This window comes from Fibrobacter intestinalis (assembly GCF_900167415.1).
Classification (GTDB): domain Bacteria; phylum Fibrobacterota; class Fibrobacteria; order Fibrobacterales; family Fibrobacteraceae; genus Hallerella; species Hallerella intestinalis.
In genome coordinates, this window is sequence record NZ_FUWU01000020.1 from 13,096 (window position 1) to 36,875 (window position 23,780).

Consider the following 23,780-nt stretch of genomic DNA (forward strand, 5'->3'; position numbering starts at 1 on the left):
AGTAACCATTCGTCGAACCAGTCGAAATGACCGCAAGGAGATATAGCAAATGAGTAAACTGCAAATCAGAAACAGCACGGTCGATTTTCTTGTCTTTACGCGCGACGCAAAGGAAGAGGGAATTGAAGTGCGTGTGCAGGAGGGCGATGTCTGGCTTACGCAAAAGGCAATCGGCGAACTTTTTGAAGTTGACCGCAGCGTCGTCGCAAAGCATTTGAAGAACATTTTTGAAACAGGCGAATTGCAGGAAAGTGCAACTTGTGCAAATTTTGCACAAGTTGCCGACGACGGCAAAGTAACGGTGGAAATTGCAAAAGCGTTTGCCGAAAGCGAATTTGAAAAATACCGCGTAACGCAAGACCGGCTGTATCAAAGCGATTTTGACAAGATGATGCGGGAAATTTGCGAAAAGGAAACACACCATGGCGAATGAAATAGAATACAAGAAAACGGAAAACCTGCTTGAAGACGCGAAAGTCATTATCGAATCGGCGCAGAAGTTTGCGTATTCTGCCATCAATTTTGCAATTATACAGAGAAACTGGCTCTTGGGAAAACGAATTGCAGAAGAGAACTTGCATGGCGAAAAAAGGGCATCTTACGGAAAGCAAGTCATCAAAAAACTTTCCAAAGAGTTGACGGATTTATACGGCAAAGGATTTGACGCAAGCAATCTTTACAAGTATTTCGATTTTTATCAGACATTCCCGAATTTAGACACACTGCGTCTAAATTCTTTGTCATGGTCGCATTACAGAATCTTGTTGCAAGTGGAAAATGCAGAAGCACGTTCTTGGTATGAAAAAGAGGCGGCGGCGGAAATCTGGAGCACACGCACTTTGCAGCGCAATGTTTCTTCGCAATATTACGAGCGCACATTGCTTTCGCAGCACAAGGAACTTGTAAAAAGTGAAATGCAGGAACTTACCAAACCGTTGCAAAGAAAACTGGAGTTTATCAAAAATCCGGTTGTGACGGAGTTTTTAGGACTTTCGCAAAACAATGATTTTACGGAAAGCAAACTTGAAAGTGCCATCATCTCAAATATTCAGAAGTTTTTAATGGAACTCGGCAAAGGCTATGCGTTCGTTGCACGGCAACAGCACATCCACACCGAAAAAGAAGATTATTACATAGACCTTGTTTTTTACAACTACATTTTGAAGTGCTTTGTCCTTATCGACCTGAAAACATCGAAAATCACCCACCAAGATGTCGGGCAGATGGATATGTATGTGCGGATGTATGACGAGTTGAAACGAAGTGACGGCGACAATCCTACTTTTGGCATAATTCTTTGCTCTGATACAGATGACGATATTGCAAAGTATTCCATTCTGCACGGAAACGAAAAACTTTTTGCTTCAAAATACAAGCTGTATCTTCCTGATGAGGAAAGACTAAAAGCCGAGATAGAAGCGCAGAAAGAAATTTTCAGACTTCAACATAACACGAATAATTAACGGGAGAACAACAAATGAGCCCTTCGGCAAGCTCAGGGAACGACAGACAACCGGGCATTGAGCCGTGTCGAACTAGTCGAGGCATACCAACCACATAAAGGAGAAATGACAATGCAAAATGAAAAGGCGGCAGAATTACAAACAAATTTAAGAAGTAGAATATATACAGTCCGCAATGTGCAGATAATGCTTGACTACGACTTGGCAGAAATTTACGGATATGAAGTCAGGGCGCTCAATCAGCAGGTAAAACGCAATATAAACAGGTTCCCGGAAGACTTTATGTTCCAGCTTACAAAAGATGATGTTGATGCGGTGAAATCACAGATTGTGACATCACGGAAACCCGGATTCTTTGAAGGTCAAGACGGAGGAACAAGAAAACTTCCCAACGCATTTACGGATTTGGGAAAAAATGCTTTGCATTTGAAATACTTGACTCTTCATTGATACCGATGATTTTACAAAATATAGAGGAGAACGACAAATGAGCAAATTGCAAAGAAATCTGCCGGCAGAGGCTGATTTAAACGAGTTGGCAAATAACATAACGTCTTTGGTAACAGGTGCAAAGGCACATCTATTCCAGTCTGTCAATACGACGTTAGTTGAAACCTATTGGAATGTAGGAAAATATATTGTTGAGTTTGAACAGAAAGGAAATGCTAAAGCTAAATACGGAACGGCTTTGTTGTCATCGCTTGCAAAACTGCTGCAAATAACGCTGGGGAAAGGATATAGCCGTCCGAATTTGAACAATATGCGTAAATTCTATTTGCTTTATCCGATTTGTCAGACAGTGTCTGACAAATTAAGCTGGTCGCATATCTGTGAACTTATAACCATAGACGATGATCTGGAACGCTGTTTCTATGAAAAAGAATGTATAGCAGAACAATGGAACGTGAGATCGCTTCGCCGACAAATTGACAGTGCCTTGTATCTTCGGCTGGCGGCAAGCAGGGACAAAGAAGGTGTGTTGCAATTGTCACAAAAAGGACTGGCAATACAACAGCCGGAAGATGTGATAAAAGATACATACACGCTTGAATTTCTCGGATTGCCGGATAAGGAAAAGTATAGTGAGCAGGATTTGGAACAACGTTTGATAGACAACCTCCAAACATTTCTATTGGAGCTTGGCAAGGGGTTTGCTTTTGTAGGCAGGCAATACCCGCTTACAATCGGCAATCGTCACTACCATGTAGACTTGGTCTTCTATCACAGAATTTTAAAGTGCTTTGTCCTTATCGATTTGAAGAAAGATGCAGTCAAGCATCAAGATATTGGGCAGATGAATATGTATATGGGTTACTTTGCCAAAGAAGAAAACACTGCTGGCGATAACCCTCCCATAGGAATTATCTTGAGCCATCTGAAGGATGAACTTCTTGTTGAATATGCCACATACGGAATGGATTCCCAATTGTTCGTGGCGAAGTATGAATTGTATTTACCGAACAAAGAAGAATTGAAAAAATTGGTGGATGATGTTCTGAATCAAAACAAATAAATAGGACAAAATGAAATGAGTAAACTAGATGATTTGATAAAGGAACTTTGCCCGGACCTGCCTGCCGTCTACCTGTCGGACAGACAGGGCAGGCAGGCGGTGTGGAATATCGAAAATCTGCCTTCGGATGAAAATAAATTTTATACATACGTTTTGATTTGTGAAAATGGCTGCCTATACAAGGGCTTTACTAATAATCTAAAAGCGAGATTTAAACGTCATTGCGATGGAGACGGTGCAGAATATACAAAGAAATACAAACCATTGGGAGTTGTTTATTTTGAAAGCTTTGATACGGAAAAAGAAGCCGTTGAAAGGGAAAAATACTTTAAATCCGGATGCGGCAGAGAATGGCTAAAGGGAAAAATAAGCGAGGTAATTTATGAGCGGAACAAATAATTATTTAGAAAAATTATTTCCTGAACTATTAGACGGTGTTGAATATAAAACACTGGGGGAAGTGGCAACTGTAAATCGTGGCGTTCGGGTAACGAGAGATATTCTTAACAAGGAAGGAAAAATACCTGTTTACCAAAACGCACTGACACCTTTAGGATATTTTGATAAATCAAATCGCAAAAAAGATACGACATTTGTAATAAGTGCAGGTGCGGCAGGTCAAATTGGATATTCTGAAATAGATTTTTGGGCTGCGGATGATTGTTTTACATTTGATGATTTAAATGGAGTTTGCTCTAAATATATTTATTACTACTTACAAACAAAACAATTGTATATAGATTCAAATGTTCGGAAAAGTAGTATACCGCGTATTAGTAGAGGTGTATTTAATAAGTTGCAACTCCCTGTGCCGCCTTTGGCGGTGCAAAGTGAAATAGTCCGCGTGCTGGACTGTTTCACTTTGCTTACAGCAGAGCTTACAGCAGAGCTTACAGCAGAGCTTACAGCTCGCAAAAAGCAGTACGAGTACTACCGCGACGCGCTTCTAACGCCGGGCGCGGACACAGGGGAAGCGGCTTCCTCCACCGTCATTGCGAAAAACGGCAGTGCCACCGTCATTGCGAACCCCGAAGGGGTGAAGCAATCTTTGTACGCTCGCTTCGAAAAAGATTGCTTCGCAGCCGCTCGCAATGACGGTAAAGCAGCCGCTCTAATGGGGCGGGATGAAGTAATATGGAAAACGCTGGGAGAGATTGCAACGATTATAAGAGGCGGAAATTTCCAAAAGAAAGATTTTGTTGAAAATGGTTTGCCGTGCATTCATTATGGGCAGATGTACACGCATTTTGGAACTTGGGCAAACAAAACGCTCACCTTTGTTTCAAAAGAAGTTTTTGAAAAATCCAAAAAGGCAGAGCCGAACGACATTGTAATGGCTGTTACGAGTGAAAATGTCGAAGATGTCTGCAAATGCACGGCATGGCTTGGAAACGTGCCGATTGCCGTAAGCGGACACACCGCAATTATTCATCATAATCAGAACGCAAAATACTTGTCATATTATTTTCAAAGTTCCGGTTTCTACACTCAGAAAGTAAAACTTGCACACGGAACAAAAGTAATCGAAGTTACTCCCGATAAACTGAAAGGCATCACAATCCCCATTCCACCTCTCGCCGTGCAGGAACGCATAGTCCATGTTCTCGACAACTTTGACGCCATCTGCTCCGACTTAAAAATCGGGCTTCCCGCGGAAATCGAGGCACGCAAAAAACAATATGAATATTACCGCGATTTGCTTCTGAATTTTGAGCCGCTTGGCACGGTTCTTGCGCAAGCAAGCAAGCAAGCAAGCAAGCAAGCAAGCAGTAATTAGCCTCTATCAGTATGTGTTCGGGTATGCGGTCGTGCAGCTGGGAGATGTGGCGAAATATTCAGACACCCGCATAAAAAATTCCGAGTTACTGCCTTTTACCTATGTAAGCGTAGAAAATCTTTTACAACAAAAACAAGGTGTCGAATTTTCTGATAAAATCCCGGAAGGCAACAATTCAATCGAATACAAAAAGGACGATATTCTGATAGGAAATATTCGTCCTTATCTAAAAAAGATTTGGAAAGCGGATAGAAACGGCGGAACAAATGGAGATGTTTTGACGATACGAATCATTGACGAATGCAAGGACGTAATTACGCCGAACTATTTATACTATCTACTTTCTTCGGATGATTTTTTCAACTATGATATGCAATTTGCAAAAGGCGCAAAAATGCCGAGAGGTTCAAAGGAAGATGTTATGAATTTTGAATTTTCAGTTCCCCCCCTCGCCGAGCAAGAACGCATTGTCAAAATCCTTGACCGTTTCGACTCACTCTGTAACGACATTGCTTCCGGGCTTCCCGCGGAAATCGAGGCACGCAAAAAACAATATGAATATTACAGAGACAAACTGCTCTCGTTCCGCACTTGAGCGGTTTCCCCCTCATTGCGAGCAGTACGTCATTGCGAGGAGCGTCAAAGACATAGCAATTCATACGGACTCTTCGTCATTGCGAGGAGCAAAACAACGAAGCAATCTTGGCTGGCTTCCCGTCCTTGCGAGGCGCGCTAGCACCGTGGCAATCTTGTCAGCAGGAAAGGATTGCTTCACCCTTTCGGGGTTCGCAATGACGAATACCACCAGTCGCCCCGAAGAGTGCTAGCACCTCTCGTCCTTGCGAGGAGCGTCAAAGACATAGCAATTCATACGGACTCTTCGTCCTTGCGAGGCGCAAAGCAACGAAGCAATCTTGGCTGGCTTCCCGTCCTTGCGAGGCGCGATAGCACCGTGGCAATCTTGTCAGCAGGAAAGGATTGCTTCACCCCTTCGGGGTTCGCAATGACGAATACCACCAGTCGCCCCGAAGAGCGCTAGCACCTCTCGTCCTTGCGAGGAGCGTCAAAGACATAGCAATTCATACGGACTCTTCGTCCTTGCGAGGCGCAAAGTAACGAAGCAATCTTGGCTGGCTTCCCGTCCTTGCGAGGAGCAAAGCAACGAAGCAATCTTGGCTGCTTTCAAACGCCAGGCGCAATGGCGGAAAAAATCGCTAAACCTAGCGAAGGTGAACGTCAGAATGGTCTTACATTGCCTATATTGGTACCATTCTAAAAATGTGGGAAACATCAAAAGGAGGAACGAATGAGCAAAAAGTCTTTCGTTTACATTATGACAAATTTTACCAATACCGTATTGTATGTCGGCGTTACAAATGACCTTGTCCGTAGAGCCTATGAGCACAAAAATAAACTGTTTGAGGGATTTACAAAACGCTATAATGTGACAAAGCTTGTGTATTTCGAAATCTTCGATGATATCACGCTGGCCATTCAGCGAGAAAAGCAATTAAAGGCCGGCTCCCGGCAAAAGAAAATCGAATTGATTGAAAAAAACAATGCAGAATGGAAGGATTTATACGAAAGCATTGTTCAATGACGGCAACCCTCAAGAAAGATTGCCGCGCTCCGCTCGCAATGACGAATACCACCAGTCGCACCGAAGAGCGCTAGCACCACTCGTCCTTGCGAGGAGCGTCAAAGACATAGCAATTCATACGGACTCTTCGTCCTTGCGAGGAGCGTCAGCGACACGGCAATCTCACCCGCCCCCCGTCCTTGCGAGGAACGTCAGCGACACGGCAATCTCACCCGCCCCCCGTCATTGCGAGGAGCGTAGCGACGTGGCAATCTTACCCTCAAAAAAAGGATTGCTTCACCCTTTCGGGGTTCGCAATGACGGCAGCATTCAAGAAAGCCGAGATATCAACCGATCGAACAGGAATTCACATTCTTTTTGGGATATTATTGTATCTTTAAAGAAGATGAATTTGTTTTTATTGTCACAAAGGTGAATGATGAGCACAGCAACAAAAGAACCCATAACCGAAGCGTCCGATATAAAAAAACGCCAATCGATATATTCCAAGGCGGGTATTGCTGCTTACAAGAAGGCTCTCTCAAGCGGGGTTCCAGTCTGTTTTACTGAAGGGACTGTTATCTATAAAATGTTCCCGAACGGAAGAAAATTGAATATCGGTCAAGTAAACCCACCGGTGAAACTTGCTCAAAAAAAATTCTCCATATGACAAAGAAGCGTTTTAGAGTATTTGCAGGGCCTAATGGCTCTGGCAAGTCCAGTTTATACGATTTTCTCGTGAAGCAGAAGTATTTCACGGAACGACTAGATGTCAATGCAGATAAGATTGCGAAAGATTTAAGGCTAAAAGGCTTTAATATCAAAGACTGGCCTATTTCATGTAGCATAGATGAATTTCTTGTTTCCGCAGCTCGGAATACACGCCCTGGCAATGGCATAACCATGGATTATATTCAGAAGAAATTGGGACTTGAAAAAGGTCTTTTTACATGGAATGGTAAAAAAGACTACAAAACCATAAATACCGTGGCAGCCTACCTTGTAGATTATCTGACGGCGAAGATGCTTGAAACTGACGGTACTTTTTTCTATGAAACTGTTTTTTCGCATCGGTCAAAATTGCAATTGTTACAAGATGCGAAAAACAAGGGATTCAAAATTTACCTCTACTTTGTATCCACCAAGGATCCGACAATCAACTGGGAACGTGTTAAAAGCCGTGTAAAACAAGGCGGTCACAAAGTTCCCAAGGAAAAGGTCGTCAGCAGATACTATCACTCTCTTGAAAATCTATATCCGGCATTAAAAATTGCAGACCGAGTCTATTTTTTTGACAATTCGGAATCGGGCAAGACTTCCTACTTGAATTTCGCCGAATGCAGGGAGGGCAAGATTTCCTTCACAGAAGAAGTAGTGGAAGTCCCAGAATGGTTTAGCAAATACGTGATTGAAAAGATAAAAGTTGTTTAATTGCTATATTCTCGGTAAAAATTCAGCCATATCGCAGAGGGTTTTGCATGCAGTATAACACCATCGCAGAAACAAACCATTTTATCGTTCTTGACGACTATACCAAACATAGCGAACTGCACGAACCATCTGTTGCATATCAGACCGAAGCGAATCTTGAAAAAGAGTTTATCCAGGATTTGGTCAGTCAAGGCTATGAATACCGCAAGGACATTTCGACTCCCGAAGCTTTGCTCTCGAATGCCCGGATGCAGATTCAGTCCCTTAATGATATGGCGTTTACCGATAAGGAATGGAATCGGTTTGTGGAAGAATATCTGGACAAGCCGGGAGATTCGCTGATTGATAAAACCCGCAAGATTCACGATAACCACATTTACGATTTTGTCTTTGACGATGGGCATATTCAAAACATCTATATCGCCGACAAGCAAAATATTGCCCGAAATAAAGTGCAAGTCATCAACCAGTTTGAGCAAGTTGGAACGCAGGCGAATCGCTACGACGTGACGATTTTGGTGAATGGCTTGCCGCTTGTCCAAGTGGAATTGAAAAAACGCGGCGTCGCTATCCGCGAGGCTTTCAATCAGGTGCATCGTTATAGCAAGGAAAGTTTCAATGCGGAACATTCGCTTTTCAAGTATCTTCAGGTGTTTGTCATTTCAAACGGCACGGACAGCCGCTATTTTGCCAATACCGTGGAGCGCAACAAGAACAGCTTCGACTTCACGATGAACTGGGCAAGGGCTAATAATGCGCCGATAAAAGACCTGAAGGATTTTACGGAAACCTTTTTCCAGAAAAACACGCTGCTGAATGTGATTTTCACCTATTCGGTGTTCGATGTAAACAATACCCTGCTCATCATGCGCCCTTACCAGATTGCCGCGGTGGAGCGGATGCTCTGGAAAATCCAAAGTTCTTTTATGGCAAAAATATGGAGCAAGCCGGAGAGCGGTGGATTTGTTTGGCACACTACAGGTTCCGGAAAAACGCTTACCAGCTTTAAGGCGGCAAGGTTGGCTACACGCTTGGATTTTATCGATAAGGTTTTCTTTGTCGTGGATCGCAAGGATTTGGATTACCAGACGATGAAGGAATACCAGCGGTTTTCGCCCGACAGCGTAAACGGCTCGGAAAGCACGGCGGGTTTAAAACGCAATATCGAAAAAGACGACAACAAGATTATCGTCACCACGATTCAGAAGTTGAACAACCTGATGAAGAGCGAAGACAATTTGCCGGTCTATCAAAAGCAAGTCGTTTTCATTTTCGATGAATGTCATCGCTCCCAATTCGGCGAAGCGCAAAAAAATCTAAAGAAGAAATTCAAAAAATTCTATCAGTTCGGTTTTACGGGAACGCCGATATTTCCGGAGAACGCTCTCGGAGCAGAAACGACAGCCAGCGTGTTTGGCCGTGAATTGCATTCGTATGTTATTACCGATGCCATACGCGACGAGAAAGTGTTGAAGTTCAAGGTCGATTACAATAATGTGCGTCCGCGATTCAAGGATGTTGAAACGGAGCAGGACGAAAAGAAACTAACCGCTGCCGAAAATAAATTGGCCCTGTTGCATCCTGCCCGTATTCAGGAAATTTCACAATACATTCTGCAAAATTTCAGAATCAAGACGCACCGGAACCAAGGCGATAGCAAAGGATTTAACGCCATGTTCGCCGTGAGCAGCGTCGATGCCGCCAAATGCTATTACGAAGAACTGAACCGCTTGCAGGTGGGCTTGGAAAGACCGCTGAAGATAGCGACCATATTTTCTTTTGCCGCAAACGAAGAACAGAATGCCGTAGGCGACATTCCCGATGAAACTTTTGAAGTGTCGGCAATGGATTCTAGCGCCAAGGAGTTTTTGGCAAAAGCGATTGGTGATTACAATGGAATGTTTGGCACAAGCTTTGGCGTAGATGGCAAAGAATTTCAGAATTATTACCGCGATCTTGCCAAGAAAGTGAAAAATAGGGAAGTGGATTTGCTGATTGTGGTGGGAATGTTCCTGACCGGTTTTGATGCGCCTACATTGAACACTTTATTTGTGGATAAAAACTTGCGCTATCACGGATTGCTCCAGGCTTTTTCACGAACCAACCGCATTTATGACGCCACCAAGACTTTCGGCAATATCGTCACTTTCCGCGATCTTGAAAAGCACACCATCGACGCCATTACTTTATTCGGCGACGAAAGTACCGCCAATGTCGTGCTAGAAAAGAGTTACAAAGAATATCTGGAAGGTTTCAAAGATCTTGTTTCGGGCGAAGTGCGTAAAGGCTATGTCGATATCGTCAAGGAATTGAAAGAAAAATTCCCGGATACAGATAACATCGTGAAGGAAAAGGATAAAAAGGAATTTGTCAAGCTGTTTGGCGAATACTTGCGCGCAGAAAATGTGTTGCAGAATTATGACGAATTTACAGCTCTTCGGGATTTCCAAAAGATAGATGCCAATAATTCGGAAGCCGTTGAAGCTTTCAAGGCGGCGCATTTTGTGACGGATGAAGACATTGAAAAAATGCAAAAAATAGAAATGCTTTCGGAAAGAGTCGTTCAGGATTACAAGTCCGCTTACAACGATATTCGGGAATGGATTCGCCGGGAACAGCGTGGAAATGATTCTGAAAAATCAAAAATAAATTGGAATGATGTCGTATTTGAAGTCGATCTGCTGAAATCGCAAGAAATCAATTTGGATTATATTCTGGAACTGATTTTTGAACACAACAAAAAGAAAATGGACAAGTCTTCGCTTATCGAAGAAATCCGTCGAATGATTCGTTCAAGCGTCGGCAATCGCGCCAAGGAAAGTCTGATTGTGGATTTTATCAACGATACCAATCTGGATTCCATTGGCGACAAAACGGAAATTATAAAAGCGTTTTTTGAATATGCGCAAAAGGAACAGCAAAAAGAAGCGGCGGATTTGATTGAAAGTGAAAAATTGAACGAAAGGGAAGCGAAGCATTTTCTGAAAATTTCTTTAAAGCGGGAATACGCCAGCGATAACGGAACGGATTTCAATAGCATTTTGCCTAAGATGAGCCCGCTAAATCCGCAATACCTGACAAAGAAGCAGACGGTGCTGCAGAAAATTGTGGATTTTGTCGAAAAATTTAAAGGTGTCGGCGGGGAGGTTTAACGGGGGCATTTTCCCGCCCGCAAATCCTTTTGGTCGGGCTGTTTCATGAATGTAATTTTCTATATTCTCGCCGAGGTTTGTATGAAAAAAATTCTTTTATTGCTTTTGCTTGCGCTTTCCGTTTCCTTTGCGGAAAATTTGACCATTCAAGGGAAACTGACGGAAATCCCGGGCAAGATGCCGCCGAACGATTTGTACAATTACGTCTATATTTTGAAGTATAAAGTCACGAAAGTGCTCGAAGGGAAATTTGCCGGCAAGGAAATTCTGGTGGGCGTCTATAATCCGCTGACTCCGCGCGGAGCATCTGCCGATAAAATGGCCAAGCTTTTCCAAGGGGATGTGCGGGCGTTCAAGGCGGGCGATTCCCACGTTTTGAAACTGCTCCCTCTGGAGGGCAATTATTCGGGTGCGGTCGAAGACGAATATTTTGACGACGAATCGGAACGCTATTTGGCGGTCGAAGTTTTAAAGGCGAAGTAATTTGGTTTTCTCGTCCCAGATTTTCCTTTTCTACTTTCTTCCGCTTTTTTTTGCCGGCTATTATTTTTTGCTCTGGCGAAAGGCGAAGCATTCCTCGCTGAATTTTTTCATCACCGTATTCAGTTACATTTTTTACGGGTGGATGGAGCCGCGGCTCGTCCTGCTGATGTTCGGGACGACTCTTTTGAATTATGTCGCTGGCAAATGGATTTCTGCGCCGGGAGCTTCGTCTTTGAAGCGCAACTCTTCCTTGACGATTTCGATTCTGGTGAATTTGGGAACTCTCGGCTTTTTCAAGTATTATATGTTTGCGATGGGCGGGGTCAATGCGGTCGTCCAATCTTTGGGCGGGGAGCCGTTTACCGTTCTGCGGGTTCTGTTGCCGGTGGGCATTTCCTTTTACACTTTCCAGGCGATGAGCTATACGGTGGATGTCTGGCGCGGGGATGCGCCCCCGGTCAAAAATTTTGCGACTTTCGCCTGCTATGTTTCGCTTTTTCCGCAGCTGGTCGCCGGGCCGATTGTCCGCTATAACACTGTCGCCGAAGAGCTGGATTCCCGAAAGCATTCGTGGGAAAATTGGATGCGGGGCATGACCTATTTCTGCCTGGGGTTCGCTAAAAAAATTTTGATTGCGAATCAGGTCGGGGTGATTGCCGACCGTGTGTTTGAAGCGGATTCTCCCGGCATTTTGAATGCCTGGTGGGGCTCTCTCGCCTACATGATGCAGATTTACTTTGATTTTTCCGCTTATTCCGATATGGCCGTGGGACTGGGACTCATGCTGGGTTTCCATTTCCCGCGGAATTTCAACGGGCCGTATCGTTCGGGGAGCATTTCCGAATTCTGGAGCCGCTGGCACATCTCGCTGACGACGTGGCTTAAGGACTATCTCTATATCCCGCTTGGGGGGAATCGGGTCGCTCGCTGGCGGGTCTATCTGAATCTTTTTTTGGTGATGTTCGCGTCGGGAGTCTGGCATGGGGCGGCGATGACGTTTATCTGCTGGGGACTTTATCATGCGTTCTTTATGATTGTGGAACGCGTCAATGGAAAACGCGCTCTCTATTTCAAATTCCCGCGCCTTGCGCAAGTTCTTTTGACGCAGATTATCGTGCTGTTTGGCTGGGTGCTTTTCCGCGCTGCCGACATTTCGTCGGCGTTGAAAATGTGGAAATCCATGCTGGGGCTTTCCGCTGTGAATCCGGCGGATCCGATTCTTTTTGCCGAAGTGTTCACGCCGACTTCCGTCGTGTTTATGCTGTTGGCTCTTGTCTATGCGTTTTCGCCGATTCGGGCTTTTGAATGGTGCCAAAAAATCAGCGTTCCCCGGTTAGTGACGGCGTTTGCCCTATTTGCGTTTGCCGTTCTCGCCCTGTTTACGCAGACTTATAATCCGTTCCTGTATTTTCAGTTCTGAACCCGTTTGAGAATGCAGCGGTAATCGGCTTTTTGCAGAAAATCTTCCTGGTGCTCGATGGCGATGACGGTATGTCCGTTTTGGCAGAGTTCCTGAATGAGGGCGAGCATTTTGTCGATATCGCTTTTGTGCAGTCCTCGCGCGGGTTCGTCAAAGAGAAAAAGAGTGTTCGGGAATTTGGCGCGGGCAAGTGCCTGCGAAAGTTTGAGGCGAGCCGCTTCTCCGCCGGAAAGGTTTGTGGTGGGCTGCCCCAATCGCAAGTAGCCAAGCCCGGTTCGGATAAGCGGGGAAAGCTTGTCGGTGAATTTGTTTGCAAAATGGAAAATCGTAGCGGCTTTTTCGATGGTCAGGTCCAGAACGTCGGCATAGGAAAGGGTTTTGAATCGGATTTCCAGAATCTCGTCGCGGAAGCGTTTTCCTTGGCAGACGGGACAGACGCTTTCTTCGTAACCGGACGGGTCGCGAATGACGCCTTCGCCCTTGCAGGTTTCGCAACGCCCGCCGGGAATTGCCGTGCTGAATCGGGACGGGGAATATCCCTTGATTTTGCTTTCGGGAAGTTGGGCGAAGAGGTCGCGAAAAAGCGGTGCGATGCCGATGGCGCTCGCGATGGTGCTGCGTCGATTTTTGAAGAATCCGCGAGAGCTCAACAAGGAAATGTTTTGAATCCCCAGCGTTTTAAATTCGCCGCGAAAAAATCGGGGGAGAATGTTCTGGAATAAAAGAGTGCTTTTGCCGCTGCCGCTTTCTCCGGAAATGACGCTGAACTTGCCTATGGGAAAGTCGGCGGATACGGGCAGCATGTCGTAAAGGCGGAAGTTCTGGACGGCGATGCGGGATGGGGATTTGCCAGCGTTTTTCGTCGCTTGCGTTTTTTTCGCCAGTTCCCGCAACCATTTTCCCGTGGGGGAATCCGCTTGGCGAATCAGTTCTTGGGGCGTTCCTTGAAAAAGAATTTCGCCGCCGAGTTCGCCGGACCCTGGGCCCATTTCAATCACTTTGTCCGCTTTGCCGATCAAGTAGGGATTGTGTTCGATAAGGACCAGCGTGTTGCCTCGGTCGCGGATTTCTTCAAAGATTTTCCACAGCTTTTCGACATCGGTTTTGAAAAGCCCGCAAGAAGGTTCGTCCAGACAAATGCACATCCCGTCCAAGTGTCCTGTCGCCAAAGGGGAAAGTCGCAAGCGGCTGAGTTCGCCTCCGGAAAGGGTGCTGCCGATGCGTCCCGCTCCCAAATAGTCAAGCCCGATTTTGTTTACGGCTCGAATGCGGGCGAGCAGCGTTTCGGCTGTGCTCTTCAGGTATTCCGGCAGAAGGCCTTCAAAAAGATTTTGAAAACGCGATTCCAATTCCGAAAAGGAGGATTCCAAAATTTGCTTCCAGCTCGTTTCGCGAATGCTGGAGGCGAGAATTTGCGGTTGCAGGCGGAGACCGCGGCAATCCGGGCAAAGGCTGAGGCAATGTTCGCCGCTTTCCTTCGCCGACTCTTCGATTTCGCCGTCACCGTTGCAGGTCGGGCATTTAAAACGCGGGGAATGCGGGGAAAGATCGGCGGGATCGATAGGAGTCGCCGTCGTATCGTGTTCTGCGCAATAGGGAACCGTGCTGAAAATTTCCTTTTTTTTCCCGTCGTCCAAAATCACTTGTGTGCGGGAAAAACGCAAAGTGGCATCTACCGCTTCGGCGATGCGGGTCCGGACTCCTTCGCGGATAACGACGCGGTCCAGTACGACAAAGATTTCTTGCGGTTTTAAAAGGCGTTCGGCGGAGGTCAGGTCGCCCAGGGAATAGTTCACCCCGTCGGCGATAATCCGGGCGTAACCTTGCGAGAGAAGAGTTGCGGAATTGGCGTCCAGCGTCAGCCCTACGGATTCGATTTTGGCCAGAAATTGCAGCCGACTGCCCGGTTCGCTCTGGCAAATTTTGACGATGATTTCTTCGCGGGAAAAACTCCGCATCGGTTTTCCGCATACAGGGCAGGCGGGACTTGCCAAAGCCGCCCAGAGGATTCGCAAGGGAAGGCCGCACTCGGAAAGGGAAAGCGGGCTGGACTTTGCCGAAGCTTCGCCACGGGATGCCGAAATGGCGATGCTCGGATGAAGCCCGTCGGCGCTGTCGAGGGGAATGCTGGTTTTTCCGCCCAGGATCCGGATGGCAAAAGGACTGAGCGTTTCCAGATAGCGCCTTCGGCTTTCGCCATGGAGAACGTCCATGACCAGAGTCGATTTTCCACAGCCGGAGGGACCGCAGACGACAGAAATTTTTCCCAGAGGAAAATCCACATCCAGATTTTTCAGATTGCGGAGGTGGGCTCCGCGCAGGGAAATCGGGCGTTCTTCGGCGGGCTTCAGAATTCGCTCCAGTTGATAAAGACGGCTCCGAAGGGCGTATTGAAATCGCCGTTGGAAAAACCGTCTTCGGAAATGCCCAGGAAGAATCGATAACCGCCGCCGATACCGATTTCGAGGGTACGGGTGATTTTATAGTTGAAGTGCAGAGCGGCGTCGCCCATAAAAAATCCATCGTCCGCTTTGGAATTTTCGGAACCCTGCTTGCTGATGTTTGTGAATCCCGCACCGGCGGTCAGCGGAACGGAAATCGAAAAAGCGTTGTAGGCAAAGGGCTTCAGCTCGGTAAAAATGCCCAGCGATTTGTAGTCCACCGAAATTTTTTTCCCGCCTTTTTGCAGATTGACGTCATTTGCGACCGTAGAGGCGTATAATCCCAAGCGAAAGAGCGGATGGAAAGAAACGCCGCCGTGGATGGAAAAAGCAATCGATCCGTCTTCGAGAAGCAGGATGTTGTTCGCTTCAAATCCGACAAATGTCTTGACCGTTTTTTCGGAACGCGCCACTTCGTCCGTGTCGGTGAGAACGGTGATTTCGGCATTTGCCGTGGAAACGCCTAACGCTAGAGCTAGAATCCAGAATGTTTTTTTCATAGGTTCCCTTCGGTTTTCACCCAGTTCCATTTTTTGGAACCCGATTTCGGCCAGGAATAGATGGTCCACACCAGACAGTTCCCGTAGAGCATGATTGCCCAAAAGCCAAAGGCGAAAAGCAGCACAAGCGGAATGAACGCCAGCGACCCGTAAAACAGCGACATCCTGCTGACCAGGTTTTTTTGCAGCATGATGAGGATGATCAAATAACCGCAGGTGCAGACCCAAATGCCGAGGCTCACGACCAGCGACGGCCAAAAAAGTTTTTTATACGAATAGTGGCCTTTCCGGTAGGGGAGCAGGTAGAGGGCGAAAAAAATGAGAGCGACAAAAATCACGTTCATCGTAAACGTCCAAAAAGTGCTCATGATTTGAGGAACGGTTTCGGCGGTTAGAAACTTTCCGTTGTGCGCGATATCCAAAAGCCCGATTTTCAGATGATTGACGAACATGGCGAAAAAGGCGAAGCCTAGAGCGGCGATTAAAAGCAGCGGCGTGTAGGCGACAAATTGCTTGAAGAACGGCCTGGATGTCTGGTTTTCCCAGACGACGTTCATATTGACTTCCAGATTGCCAATGGCAAAGATGTAAGTGATGAACAGCGATATGGAACCGATGGCGCCCAGGGTCTGCAAATGGATGTGCTCGGTATTTTCCAGAAGCGGCATGATGTCGTCCAGTGGAAGCCCGAGCGAAAAGAACTGGTCCAGAACGGGCAGGTAGGTGTTGAAAAAAGAGCCCAGCCCCAAAGAAAGCGAAATCGCGGTGAGCAAAATCAGAAAAGGAATGACGGCGAGAAATGACGTGTATGTCATCGCCGCAGCCCGGATGGTGCCGTGATGAAAAAGAAACGCCTTTGTCGAAACGATGATCACGCGAAGCGGAATGGGCCATTTGTGGGTGATTCTGTCTATCTTCTGTTCAAGAGGCATTTCGCAGGATTCCTAAAATCTGAAAAGTAAATATTAGCAAAGTTTGTTATACTTGTTGTGTGAAAATTCGAGTTTTTTCCTGCTTGCTGCCTGTTGTATTTCTTTTCGCCTGTGGTGGAGAATGGGTCGCTGAAGAATCGTCGAAAGTTTCTTGTGATATTTCGGATGTGCCTTTTTCGACCGCGCAAAAAATTTCCCTTTCTGCGGATGGAGAAAAGCTTTATATTTTGGACCGTTACGGCCATGCCTACGCGTATTCGCGGAACGAGGCGAGAACTTGCGCTTATGAATTGGACAGGACTCCGGAAAATCCCGACGGCGAAATTCCGGTATCGATGGCGGAGAATATCGAAAAGGTCGGATCGTTCCTGTATTATTACGACGGCATTTCCGTTTTGCGCTATGACGATGCGGAGTTTTCTTGCGATATTTCTTTGAATGCTTTTGCGCTGACTCCCTCCTTTGTTTACTATGCGCCCTCTGCGGGACTGGGAAAAAATCGCATCACGGCGACGGGCTGCGTCAAAACAAATGTTTCCTTTTCTGCCGCGCGGGTGATGACTTTGGACGCTTCTGCGGACAGGATTGTCACCGTGGAAACTTCTGGAGCCTTGTCGGATCCGCCACAGCGTCTGGTGATTTATGATGAAGAGGGGAATGCGCTCGCGCGTTCCGCTTTGGCTGCGGACGATGTGAATAATTCCCTGCATTTTTGTTCGGCGACCCGGGTGCGTTTTGGCGCGGCTTTTGTGGCGCTTCTCGATGTGAAATGCGGCTATCTCGGCGTTTTTAGTTTGGACGGAGAATTGATGCATCGTCTGGATCTTTCGGAAATGGGAATTCGCAACGCTGTGGATATGGACATTGCCCGGGACGATCTTTTCCTTTTGACTTCCAGTTCGGTCTATCCGCTTTATTTTTTGGATTTCTCGTCGTTCGCTTTTGGCGAAGAAAGAATGTAGATTGTGACTATATGCTCAAGTTCAGCTTTTTAATCAATCCGATTAGCGGAGGCGGACAAGGAAAATCCATTCTCAAGTTCGTTCCCGAAATCATGCATTCCATGGATTTTGACGATGCGGAATGGAAAGCGGAATTGACAGAGGGGAGTCGCCTGCGGGAACAGATCCGGGAATGCGCGGAAGAAACGGAAACGCTGATAGCGGTTGGTGGCGACGGCACGATGTCCACGATTTTATCCGTCATGCTGGAATCGGGACTTGCCGATAAAGTGCGGCTCGGCTTGATTCCGCTGGGTACCGGAAACGATTTGGCGCGAGTCTTGAATTTATACGAAACCTTTGTCAATAAGGGACTTCTTTTTTTGGTGAGGAAGCTTGTGCAGGCAAGGCACAGGCCTTTCGATATTTGGAAAGTCAATGGGAAATTTGTGCTGGCGAATTATTTTTCGAGCGGAATCGACGCCCGGATTGCGCACGATTTCAATGCGGACAGGGCTTCCGGAAAAATTTCCAGCTCGTCGGTTCTGGCAAATAAAATGCACTATGTGAAACGATTTTTTGCGGACCGGCGGCATTGCCTGGGCGAAGCGGAACTCCGTTTTTGCGACAAAGAAGGCTGTTGGAAATCCCGGGATGTGTCCGGTTTTCGGACGGTGATTGTCGGCAATATCCCGAGTTTTGCTTCGGGGGCGAATCCTTTTGACGGCGGCGATATGGCGGACGGGCTTTTGGAAGTCGTTCCCGTTCCCAACATGAATTCTTTTTTCGGCGCTTTGGCACTTGGAACTTTTCCGCTCGTCGGAAAACTTTACAAGCGTTTCTTTTTAAAAACCTATCATGCGAAAGAAATCATTTTGCGGACTTCCCAACAGGAATTTCACCAGCTCGACGGCGACGATTTGACGCACCGCGTCGGCTCGGAGATTCGCATTGAATATGGATGCCGCGTGCAAATGCTGACTCTGGAACCGGGAAACCGCTTTCCTTCGAGTAGAGAAAACAGGGCTGTTTTATGAAAATGACGACGGCGGAAACGCTGGCCAATTGGCTCGGCACGAAAATCGAATACCAGCAAAGTCCAACGAATTTTGCGATTTCGGGATTTGCCCCGCTTTCCATGGCTCAAAAAAATCAGGTTTCGTTCTGGACGGGAAAATCGGTGGCGGGGGAATTGCGCAATACCGAAGCAGGACTCCTTCTGGTTCCTAAGGATTTTGCGGGTGCGCCTTCTGTCGGCGCTTTGGCGCGGGTGGAAAATCCCTATGCGGCGATGGTCCGTGTGGTCGAATTTCTCCATGAAGAAGAAGCGTTGCCGCGTTGCGTGCCCGCTTCGGCAAAAGTACACGAGTCTGCGGTCGTCGAGGGCGTTGTCGAAGAAAATGTGCAAATCGGGCCGCATTGCGTGGTCATGCGAGGCGCAAAAATCGGGCGGGGAACGGTTTTAGAGGCCAATGTGACCGTTTACGGAAATGTGCAAATCGGAGAAAATTGCGTTTTGCAGGCGGGAGTTGTCATCGGTTCGCGCGGCTTTGGATTTTACACGGACACGGATGGCGTGCGAAAAATGGTTCCTCACCGGAGCGGAGTCCGCATTGGAAATTTTTGTGAATTTGGAGCCAATTCTGTTGTGGCGGCGGGTTTTCTGTCTCCGACAACCATTGGAAACCATTGCCATTTCGATTCCTTTGTGCAAATCGGGCACAATTGCCGTGTGGGAAACAATGTGTATATGGCGTCCCAGTCGGGGCTTGGCGGGACGACGCTTGTGGAAGACGATTGCGAATTTGCCGGGGGAGCGCAAATTGCGGGGCATTTGACTATTGGGCGCGGGGCGGTTATCGCGGCAAAAGCCGGAGTGACCAAAAGTGTTCCTGCGGGGGCGTTTTATGCGGGTTTTCCTGCCGAACCGGTTGATCGGTGGCGCAGGGGAATTGTCGCCGTCCGTCGTCTAGCGGAAAAGAAGTAAACTTTTTGCGAACAAATTTTAGGGAAAAGTCTTGCCCACCATTCCCCTTTTTAAAACCACCCGTCGAATACAGGAGAAGCGGCTTCTAGCCGCTTTAAATCTAGCCGTGCAAGGAAGGACGGCCAGCCGGCAGTCAGGACGGTCTCCCGACCGTCCTGAAGTCTGGAAATATGCAAAAGCATTTCTCGCCAATTCCGACATTCCACTCCCCTTCAGAAAAGCAACGCCAAGCGGCGGGGACCCATGAGACTTAGGAACTTGTTCCTTTAGTCGAATTGTGCCTGAAAAGGCTGCCGCTTCTCCCAGGAGCCTCTCCCTGTCAGCGAAAAGTCTGAAATTCCATTTCGCATTTCAGAAAATACCGACCGGGAAAAATCCCTCTAAAAAAATACAACGTCCCGCATTCCTTCTAAAGATACACAAGACGTAATTTTGGACGACTTTGGAGGAAAGCCGCCTATAATTTTCCCGCAAAAAAATAAAAAAACGTAATTTTGGTGACACTTTTTCTTTCCTCAGGTGTTTAAGAGGCATGAACAAGCAAAGTTTTGCGGAACGTGAAGCCTTTTCCAAATTGTACGAAGCTTATGCGCCCATGGTTTACCGCCGTTGCGTTTTTATGCTGAAGGACGAAGCGGAAGCCGGAGATATGATGCAGGACGTTTTTCTGCGGATTTTTTCCCGCCGGGATTCCCTGGATTTATCGGCCCCTTCCAGCCTGCTCTGGAATACGGCCACAAGGCTTTGCCTCAATCGGATTCGTGATAATATCCGTCATGGAGTGCACGTGGCAAACGACGATTTGCTTTTGCAGATTGCCTCTGCCCGTGACGAATTTGACGATTACGAAGCCAAAGGCGTTCTGGCAAGAATTTTTGCGAAAGAACCGGAATCGACGAGGACCATGGCGGTGCTGCACTATGTGGACGGCATGACTCTTGAAGAGACCGCGGAAGCCGTGGGGCTTTCTGTCAGTGGGGTTCGCAAGCGTTTACGTTCTCTAAAATCCAAGGTCAAGGAGGTGAAGTGATGAAATTTGACGCTCACATTCCAGAGATAAAGCTGGAAAAGTATCTACTGGGGGAACTTCCCGAAAAGGAAATGGAAGAAATCCGCCATCGGGCAGAAAAGGACGATGTTCTGCGTTTCCGTTTGCAAGCGATGCGGGAGCAAAATGGGAAAATCCTCGCAGAGAATCCCTTTGAAAATCTGGCGGAAAAATTTTATGCTGCGGAAAATGCCCGGCCCGCAAAAATTTCGGGAGAGTTCCTTCCGCTGTTTGTAAAAGTGGCGGCAGCCCTTGTGCTTGCCCTCGGTATTTTTACGGCGATTTTCACTTTTGGGAAATCCGAAACCCTTTTGCTTCAGCCGGAAAACGCCGGAAGTTCGGATGTGGCCATGGCGGAAACCCGGATTAAGGGAATGCAGGCCCGGATGGAAGTCTGGAAAAAAACGGGGGATTCCGCAGTGCAGCTGCAGGCCAACGATTGGGCGCGGGAAGGCGACGAATTGCAGCTTCGCTATCTGGTTCCCGAAAAATGCTTCGGCTTGCTTTTCAGCATGGACGGAAACGGCGTGCTGACGGTGCACTTGGGAAATGGGGATAAAGCGGTGGCATTGGAACCGGGAAAAATGACGACTTTGCCTTTTGCCTACAAATTGGACAATGCGCCCCATTTTGAAAAATTCTTTTTATTGACTTCGGCGGATGCATTTTCGGTAGATGGCTCGGATATTGACAAATCCCTTGCTCAGCCGAAAGTTCAGACCATTTCTTTCACCCTTCGCAAACAGGAAAAATAGGAGGTAGCCATGAAAAACTTTTTCCAAAAATATGTGAAATCCGCCATGGAAAATTTTCCTGGCGACTCGAATGCGCTTCTTTTTTGTCTTTTCGGATTTTTGATTTTCTGCGTTCCGGCTTTTGCGGCGAATGCGCCCGCTTCCATTGAACGCTACGTCTTCGCCATCAGCGCGAACGACGGCGGCAAGGACCGCGCCACTCTGCGCTATGCTGAAAGCGACGCCAAGGCTTTTGCTTCGGTGCTCAAGGAATTGGGCGGCGTTCCCCAGAAAAACGTACTTCTGGTGCACGAACCCAGCCTTTCCCAGTTGAACGCCCGCTTTGACCAGCTGGACAAAATGATTCGCCAGGCAAAGGGGAATAGCGGCAGGGACGAAGTGCTGGTGTATTACAGCGGCCACGCCGACGAAAAGGGACTCCGCCTGGGTTCGGAACTTTATGTGTGGAGCGAATTTCGCAAACGGGTGGATGCCTTGAGTTCCGACGTGAAAATTGCGGTTATCGATGCGTGCGGCTCTGGAGCGATTATCCGGGCCAAGGGCGGAGTTTCCGTTCCCGCTTTTATGATGGACAAGAGCAGTGATATGAAGGGCTACGCTTTTATTACCAGCAGCACCCAGGACGAATCCAGCCAGGAAAGCGACAAGTTGCAGGGTTCCTTCTTTACCCATTCGCTGGTGAGCGGGCTTCGCGGTGCAGGGGATGCGAGCGGCGATGGGAAAGTGACCCTTTCCGAAGCTTACCAGTTCGCTTTTAACGAAACCCTTTTGAAAACGGAAACCACCATGGGCGGCGCTCAGCACCCCAGCCGGGATATGAATCTGATGGGCACGGGCGACGTGGTGATGACGGATTTGCGCAGCACCAGCGCGGGGCTGGAATTGAATGAGGATGTGGATGGTCGCATTTTTGTCCGGGACGAAAACGGCGTTCTCGTTGCGGAACTTTACAAAAAATCCGGACGTGCCATGAGCCTTGGGCTTCCGGCTGGCAAATACACGGTGCGCTTGGAATGCCCTGCGGAATACAAGGAAACGGCTGTGGCTCTGGTGGATGGCAAGCGGGAACACGTCGGTGCGAACCGCTTTCAAAAGGTGGCTGCGGAAGAAACGGTTTCCCGCGGGAATTTGGATAAAAATTGTGCTGCTGGCGATACCGTCAAGTGCTCCTTGGATTCTCTGGATCATCACGGCGTTTCTCGGGTCTCCTTCAATGTGGTGGATATCGAAAACAAACCTCGCAAAGGGACGCAACTGGGATTCTTTGTGACAGTCAGCAAGGATTACATGCTGGGGAGTCAGGTCAGCCTGCTTGCCAACATCGCCGATAAGGAAATGCACGGAGTTCAGATGAGCGCGCTCTCCAATATCGCCGACGAGCATCTGGAAGGGGCACAAATATCCAGCGTCTTCAACTATGCAAATAGCTTTGACGGACTTCAGCTTTCCACGGTGAATGTATTAAGAAATTCATCTCAGGGCGTGCAGATTGGAACTATCAACGTGGCGACGGATTCCGTTAAATCTTTACAGTTGTCGGTTGTCAATGCCGCCGCTTATGCAAAAGTTCAGGTGGGTGCTGTGAACGGAGTCGGCGCTTCTGGTACGCAGGTCGGCGTTGTCAATGGTGCGGGAAAAGCCGACGTCCAATTATCCACACTCAATGCAGCGGGAACTTCCGGCACGCAGGTCGGCATTGTCAATGTGACCGGAAAATCCACAGGCCGGCAGTGGGGCGTTATCAACGTGTGCGGCAACTGCGAAAACACTCCTATCGGTCTTATCAGTTTTGTCGGGAACGGCGTCTGGTCCGCTTCGGGAATTTTCAACGAAATGGGAGGAACGGGCATCAAGGTGGATTTGGGAACGGCCTATTTCTATACCAGCTTTGAATCGGCTCGCAATTTCAAGGATGACAAATTATTTGAACGCTATGACCGAATTTTTGAAACCGGTTTTGGCGTGGGAACGCACTTTGGCAGATACGGCAGCCATTTTGAACTGGAATACATGTTCCTGAATGTGACCAGCAAATATGCGGACAGCTTTGGCTTTGTCAGCAAGGATGAAAAAACGGCCTTCCACCATCGTGTTCGCTTTGGCGCAACCTACCAGCTCTTTACCGGCGTAGGACTTTCCGGAGGCGTTTCCCTGAATTTGGCGACCAGAGGTTACGCCGACAAAAATCCGCTGAAACCTTTGGGCGATTACCATGCCGACTTCGGTTCGGAAACTCGGGACGGGCGCGTTTGGCCGGGCTTCTATGCCGGGCTGACCCTCGGACGATTCTAATTTACTCCTCTAAAAAATCGAGAGCAACTATCGCTAGCGGGAAACTTCCAACAAAGCCCCGCAGCT

23 protein-coding genes are annotated in these 23,780 nt (G+C 47.6%); 19 read left to right on the top strand and 4 right to left on the bottom strand.

Annotation, left to right across the window (positions count from 1 at the left end; translation table 11 throughout):
- Positions 1–49 precede the first annotated feature (49 nt).
- The 13 genes from B5D40_RS06955 to B5D40_RS07020 all read left to right on the top strand — a co-directional run bounded on the left by B5D40_RS06955 (position 50) and on the right by B5D40_RS07020 (position 12,818).
- Complete coding sequence (locus B5D40_RS06955; protein WP_078776334.1) at positions 50–433, top strand: virulence RhuM family protein; 384 nt, start codon at positions 50–52, stop codon at positions 431–433.
- Complete coding sequence (locus B5D40_RS06960; protein ID WP_078776336.1) at positions 423–1,463, top strand: PDDEXK nuclease domain-containing protein; 1,041 nt, start codon at positions 423–425, stop codon at positions 1,461–1,463. The genes B5D40_RS06955 and B5D40_RS06960 overlap by 11 nt, the downstream gene beginning before the upstream one ends.
- Before the next feature lie 105 nt (positions 1,464–1,568).
- A complete protein-coding gene (locus B5D40_RS06965) occupies positions 1,569–1,913 on the top strand; it encodes an ORF6N domain-containing protein (RefSeq protein WP_198950999.1) in 345 nt (114 codons plus the stop codon).
- Positions 1,914–1,950: 37 nt separating this feature from the next.
- Complete coding sequence (locus B5D40_RS06970; protein WP_078776337.1) at positions 1,951–2,976, top strand: PDDEXK nuclease domain-containing protein; 1,026 nt, start codon at positions 1,951–1,953, stop codon at positions 2,974–2,976.
- Between the two features lie 33 nt (positions 2,977–3,009).
- Positions 3,010–3,375, top strand: coding sequence for a GIY-YIG nuclease family protein (locus tag B5D40_RS06975; protein WP_198950998.1), 366 nt, complete (start codon positions 3,010–3,012; stop codon positions 3,373–3,375).
- On the top strand, positions 3,359–4,753 hold the full coding sequence (locus tag B5D40_RS15270) for a restriction endonuclease subunit S (protein ID WP_095849497.1): 1,395 nt from the start codon (positions 3,359–3,361) through the stop codon (positions 4,751–4,753). The genes B5D40_RS06975 and B5D40_RS15270 overlap by 17 nt, the downstream gene beginning before the upstream one ends.
- Entirely contained in the window at positions 4,695–5,348 is a 654-nt protein-coding gene (locus tag B5D40_RS06990; RefSeq protein WP_198950997.1) for a restriction endonuclease subunit S, read from the top strand. Before B5D40_RS15270 ends, B5D40_RS06990 begins: the two co-directional genes overlap by 59 nt.
- 711 nt (positions 5,349–6,059) lie before the next feature.
- Positions 6,060–6,353, top strand: a complete 294-nt coding sequence (locus tag B5D40_RS06995; RefSeq protein WP_198950996.1) for a GIY-YIG nuclease family protein — start codon at positions 6,060–6,062, stop codon at positions 6,351–6,353.
- A 415-nt stretch (positions 6,354–6,768) separates the two neighbouring features.
- The gene (locus B5D40_RS07000; RefSeq protein ID WP_078776339.1) at positions 6,769–7,002 is read left to right on the top strand and encodes a hypothetical protein; all 234 of its coding nucleotides are present in this window, start codon (positions 6,769–6,771) and stop codon (positions 7,000–7,002) included.
- Positions 6,999–7,763, top strand: a complete 765-nt coding sequence (locus B5D40_RS07005; protein WP_078776340.1) for an ATPase — start codon at positions 6,999–7,001, stop codon at positions 7,761–7,763. Before B5D40_RS07000 ends, B5D40_RS07005 begins: the two co-directional genes overlap by 4 nt.
- A gap of 47 nt (positions 7,764–7,810) precedes the next feature.
- On the top strand, positions 7,811–10,915 hold the full coding sequence (locus B5D40_RS07010) for a type I restriction endonuclease subunit R (protein WP_078776341.1): 3,105 nt from the start codon (positions 7,811–7,813) through the stop codon (positions 10,913–10,915).
- 81 nt (positions 10,916–10,996) lie between these two features.
- Entirely contained in the window at positions 10,997–11,398 is a 402-nt protein-coding gene (locus B5D40_RS07015; RefSeq protein ID WP_095849636.1) for a hypothetical protein, read from the top strand.
- A gap of 1 nt (position 11,399) precedes the next feature.
- A complete protein-coding gene (locus B5D40_RS07020) occupies positions 11,400–12,818 on the top strand; it encodes an MBOAT family O-acyltransferase (RefSeq protein ID WP_078776342.1) in 1,419 nt (472 codons plus the stop codon).
- Here B5D40_RS07020 and B5D40_RS07025 read toward each other — a convergent pair.
- The 3 genes from B5D40_RS07025 to B5D40_RS07035 form a co-directional block, all read right to left on the bottom strand.
- Positions 12,809–15,100, bottom strand: a complete 2,292-nt coding sequence (locus B5D40_RS07025) for an excinuclease ABC subunit UvrA (protein ID WP_233134232.1) — start codon at positions 15,098–15,100, stop codon at positions 12,809–12,811. The genes B5D40_RS07020 and B5D40_RS07025 overlap by 10 nt on opposite strands.
- Before the next feature lie 65 nt (positions 15,101–15,165).
- On the bottom strand, positions 15,166–15,759 hold the full coding sequence (locus B5D40_RS07030) for a hypothetical protein (protein ID WP_073306158.1): 594 nt from the start codon (positions 15,757–15,759) through the stop codon (positions 15,166–15,168).
- Positions 15,756–16,691 (bottom strand): YihY/virulence factor BrkB family protein, encoded by a 936-nt coding sequence (locus B5D40_RS07035; RefSeq protein ID WP_073306157.1) that lies wholly within the window; start codon positions 16,689–16,691, stop codon positions 15,756–15,758. The genes B5D40_RS07030 and B5D40_RS07035 overlap by 4 nt, the downstream gene beginning before the upstream one ends.
- A gap of 59 nt (positions 16,692–16,750) precedes the next feature.
- Here B5D40_RS07035 and B5D40_RS07040 point away from each other — a divergent pair, with 59 nt between their 5' ends.
- Genes B5D40_RS07040 through B5D40_RS07050 form a run of 3 tightly spaced genes read left to right on the top strand, consistent with a single transcriptional unit; the run spans position 16,751 to position 19,619 of the window.
- Entirely contained in the window at positions 16,751–17,653 is a 903-nt protein-coding gene (locus tag B5D40_RS07040; RefSeq protein WP_078776345.1) for a hypothetical protein, read from the top strand.
- Positions 17,654–17,664: 11 nt separating this feature from the next.
- Positions 17,665–18,669 carry a diacylglycerol/lipid kinase family protein gene (locus B5D40_RS07045; RefSeq protein ID WP_078776346.1) on the top strand — a complete coding sequence of 335 codons (1,005 nt, stop codon included), beginning with the start codon at positions 17,665–17,667 and terminating at the stop codon, positions 18,667–18,669.
- Positions 18,666–19,619, top strand: coding sequence for a UDP-3-O-(3-hydroxymyristoyl)glucosamine N-acyltransferase (locus B5D40_RS07050; RefSeq protein WP_078776347.1), 954 nt, complete (start codon positions 18,666–18,668; stop codon positions 19,617–19,619). The genes B5D40_RS07045 and B5D40_RS07050 overlap by 4 nt, the downstream gene beginning before the upstream one ends.
- A 50-nt stretch (positions 19,620–19,669) precedes the next feature.
- Here the strand turns inward: B5D40_RS07050 and B5D40_RS15620 are convergent, their stop codons facing one another.
- The gene (locus B5D40_RS15620; protein ID WP_158222080.1) at positions 19,670–19,825 is read right to left on the bottom strand and encodes a hypothetical protein; all 156 of its coding nucleotides are present in this window, start codon (positions 19,823–19,825) and stop codon (positions 19,670–19,672) included.
- A gap of 326 nt (positions 19,826–20,151) precedes the next feature.
- On the opposite strand from B5D40_RS15620, the gene B5D40_RS07055 reads away from it, so the two are divergent.
- From B5D40_RS07055 to B5D40_RS07065, 3 genes are read left to right on the top strand one after another with little or no spacing between them, the layout of a single operon-like run.
- Positions 20,152–20,649 carry an RNA polymerase sigma factor gene (locus B5D40_RS07055; protein WP_078776348.1) on the top strand — a complete coding sequence of 166 codons (498 nt, stop codon included), beginning with the start codon at positions 20,152–20,154 and terminating at the stop codon, positions 20,647–20,649.
- On the top strand, positions 20,649–21,422 hold the full coding sequence (locus tag B5D40_RS07060; RefSeq protein ID WP_078776349.1) for a hypothetical protein: 774 nt from the start codon (positions 20,649–20,651) through the stop codon (positions 21,420–21,422). Before B5D40_RS07055 ends, B5D40_RS07060 begins: the two co-directional genes overlap by 1 nt.
- A gap of 9 nt (positions 21,423–21,431) precedes the next feature.
- Positions 21,432–23,714 (top strand): caspase family protein, encoded by a 2,283-nt coding sequence (locus B5D40_RS07065; protein ID WP_078776350.1) that lies wholly within the window; start codon positions 21,432–21,434, stop codon positions 23,712–23,714.
- Positions 23,715–23,780: the final 66 nt, after the last annotated feature.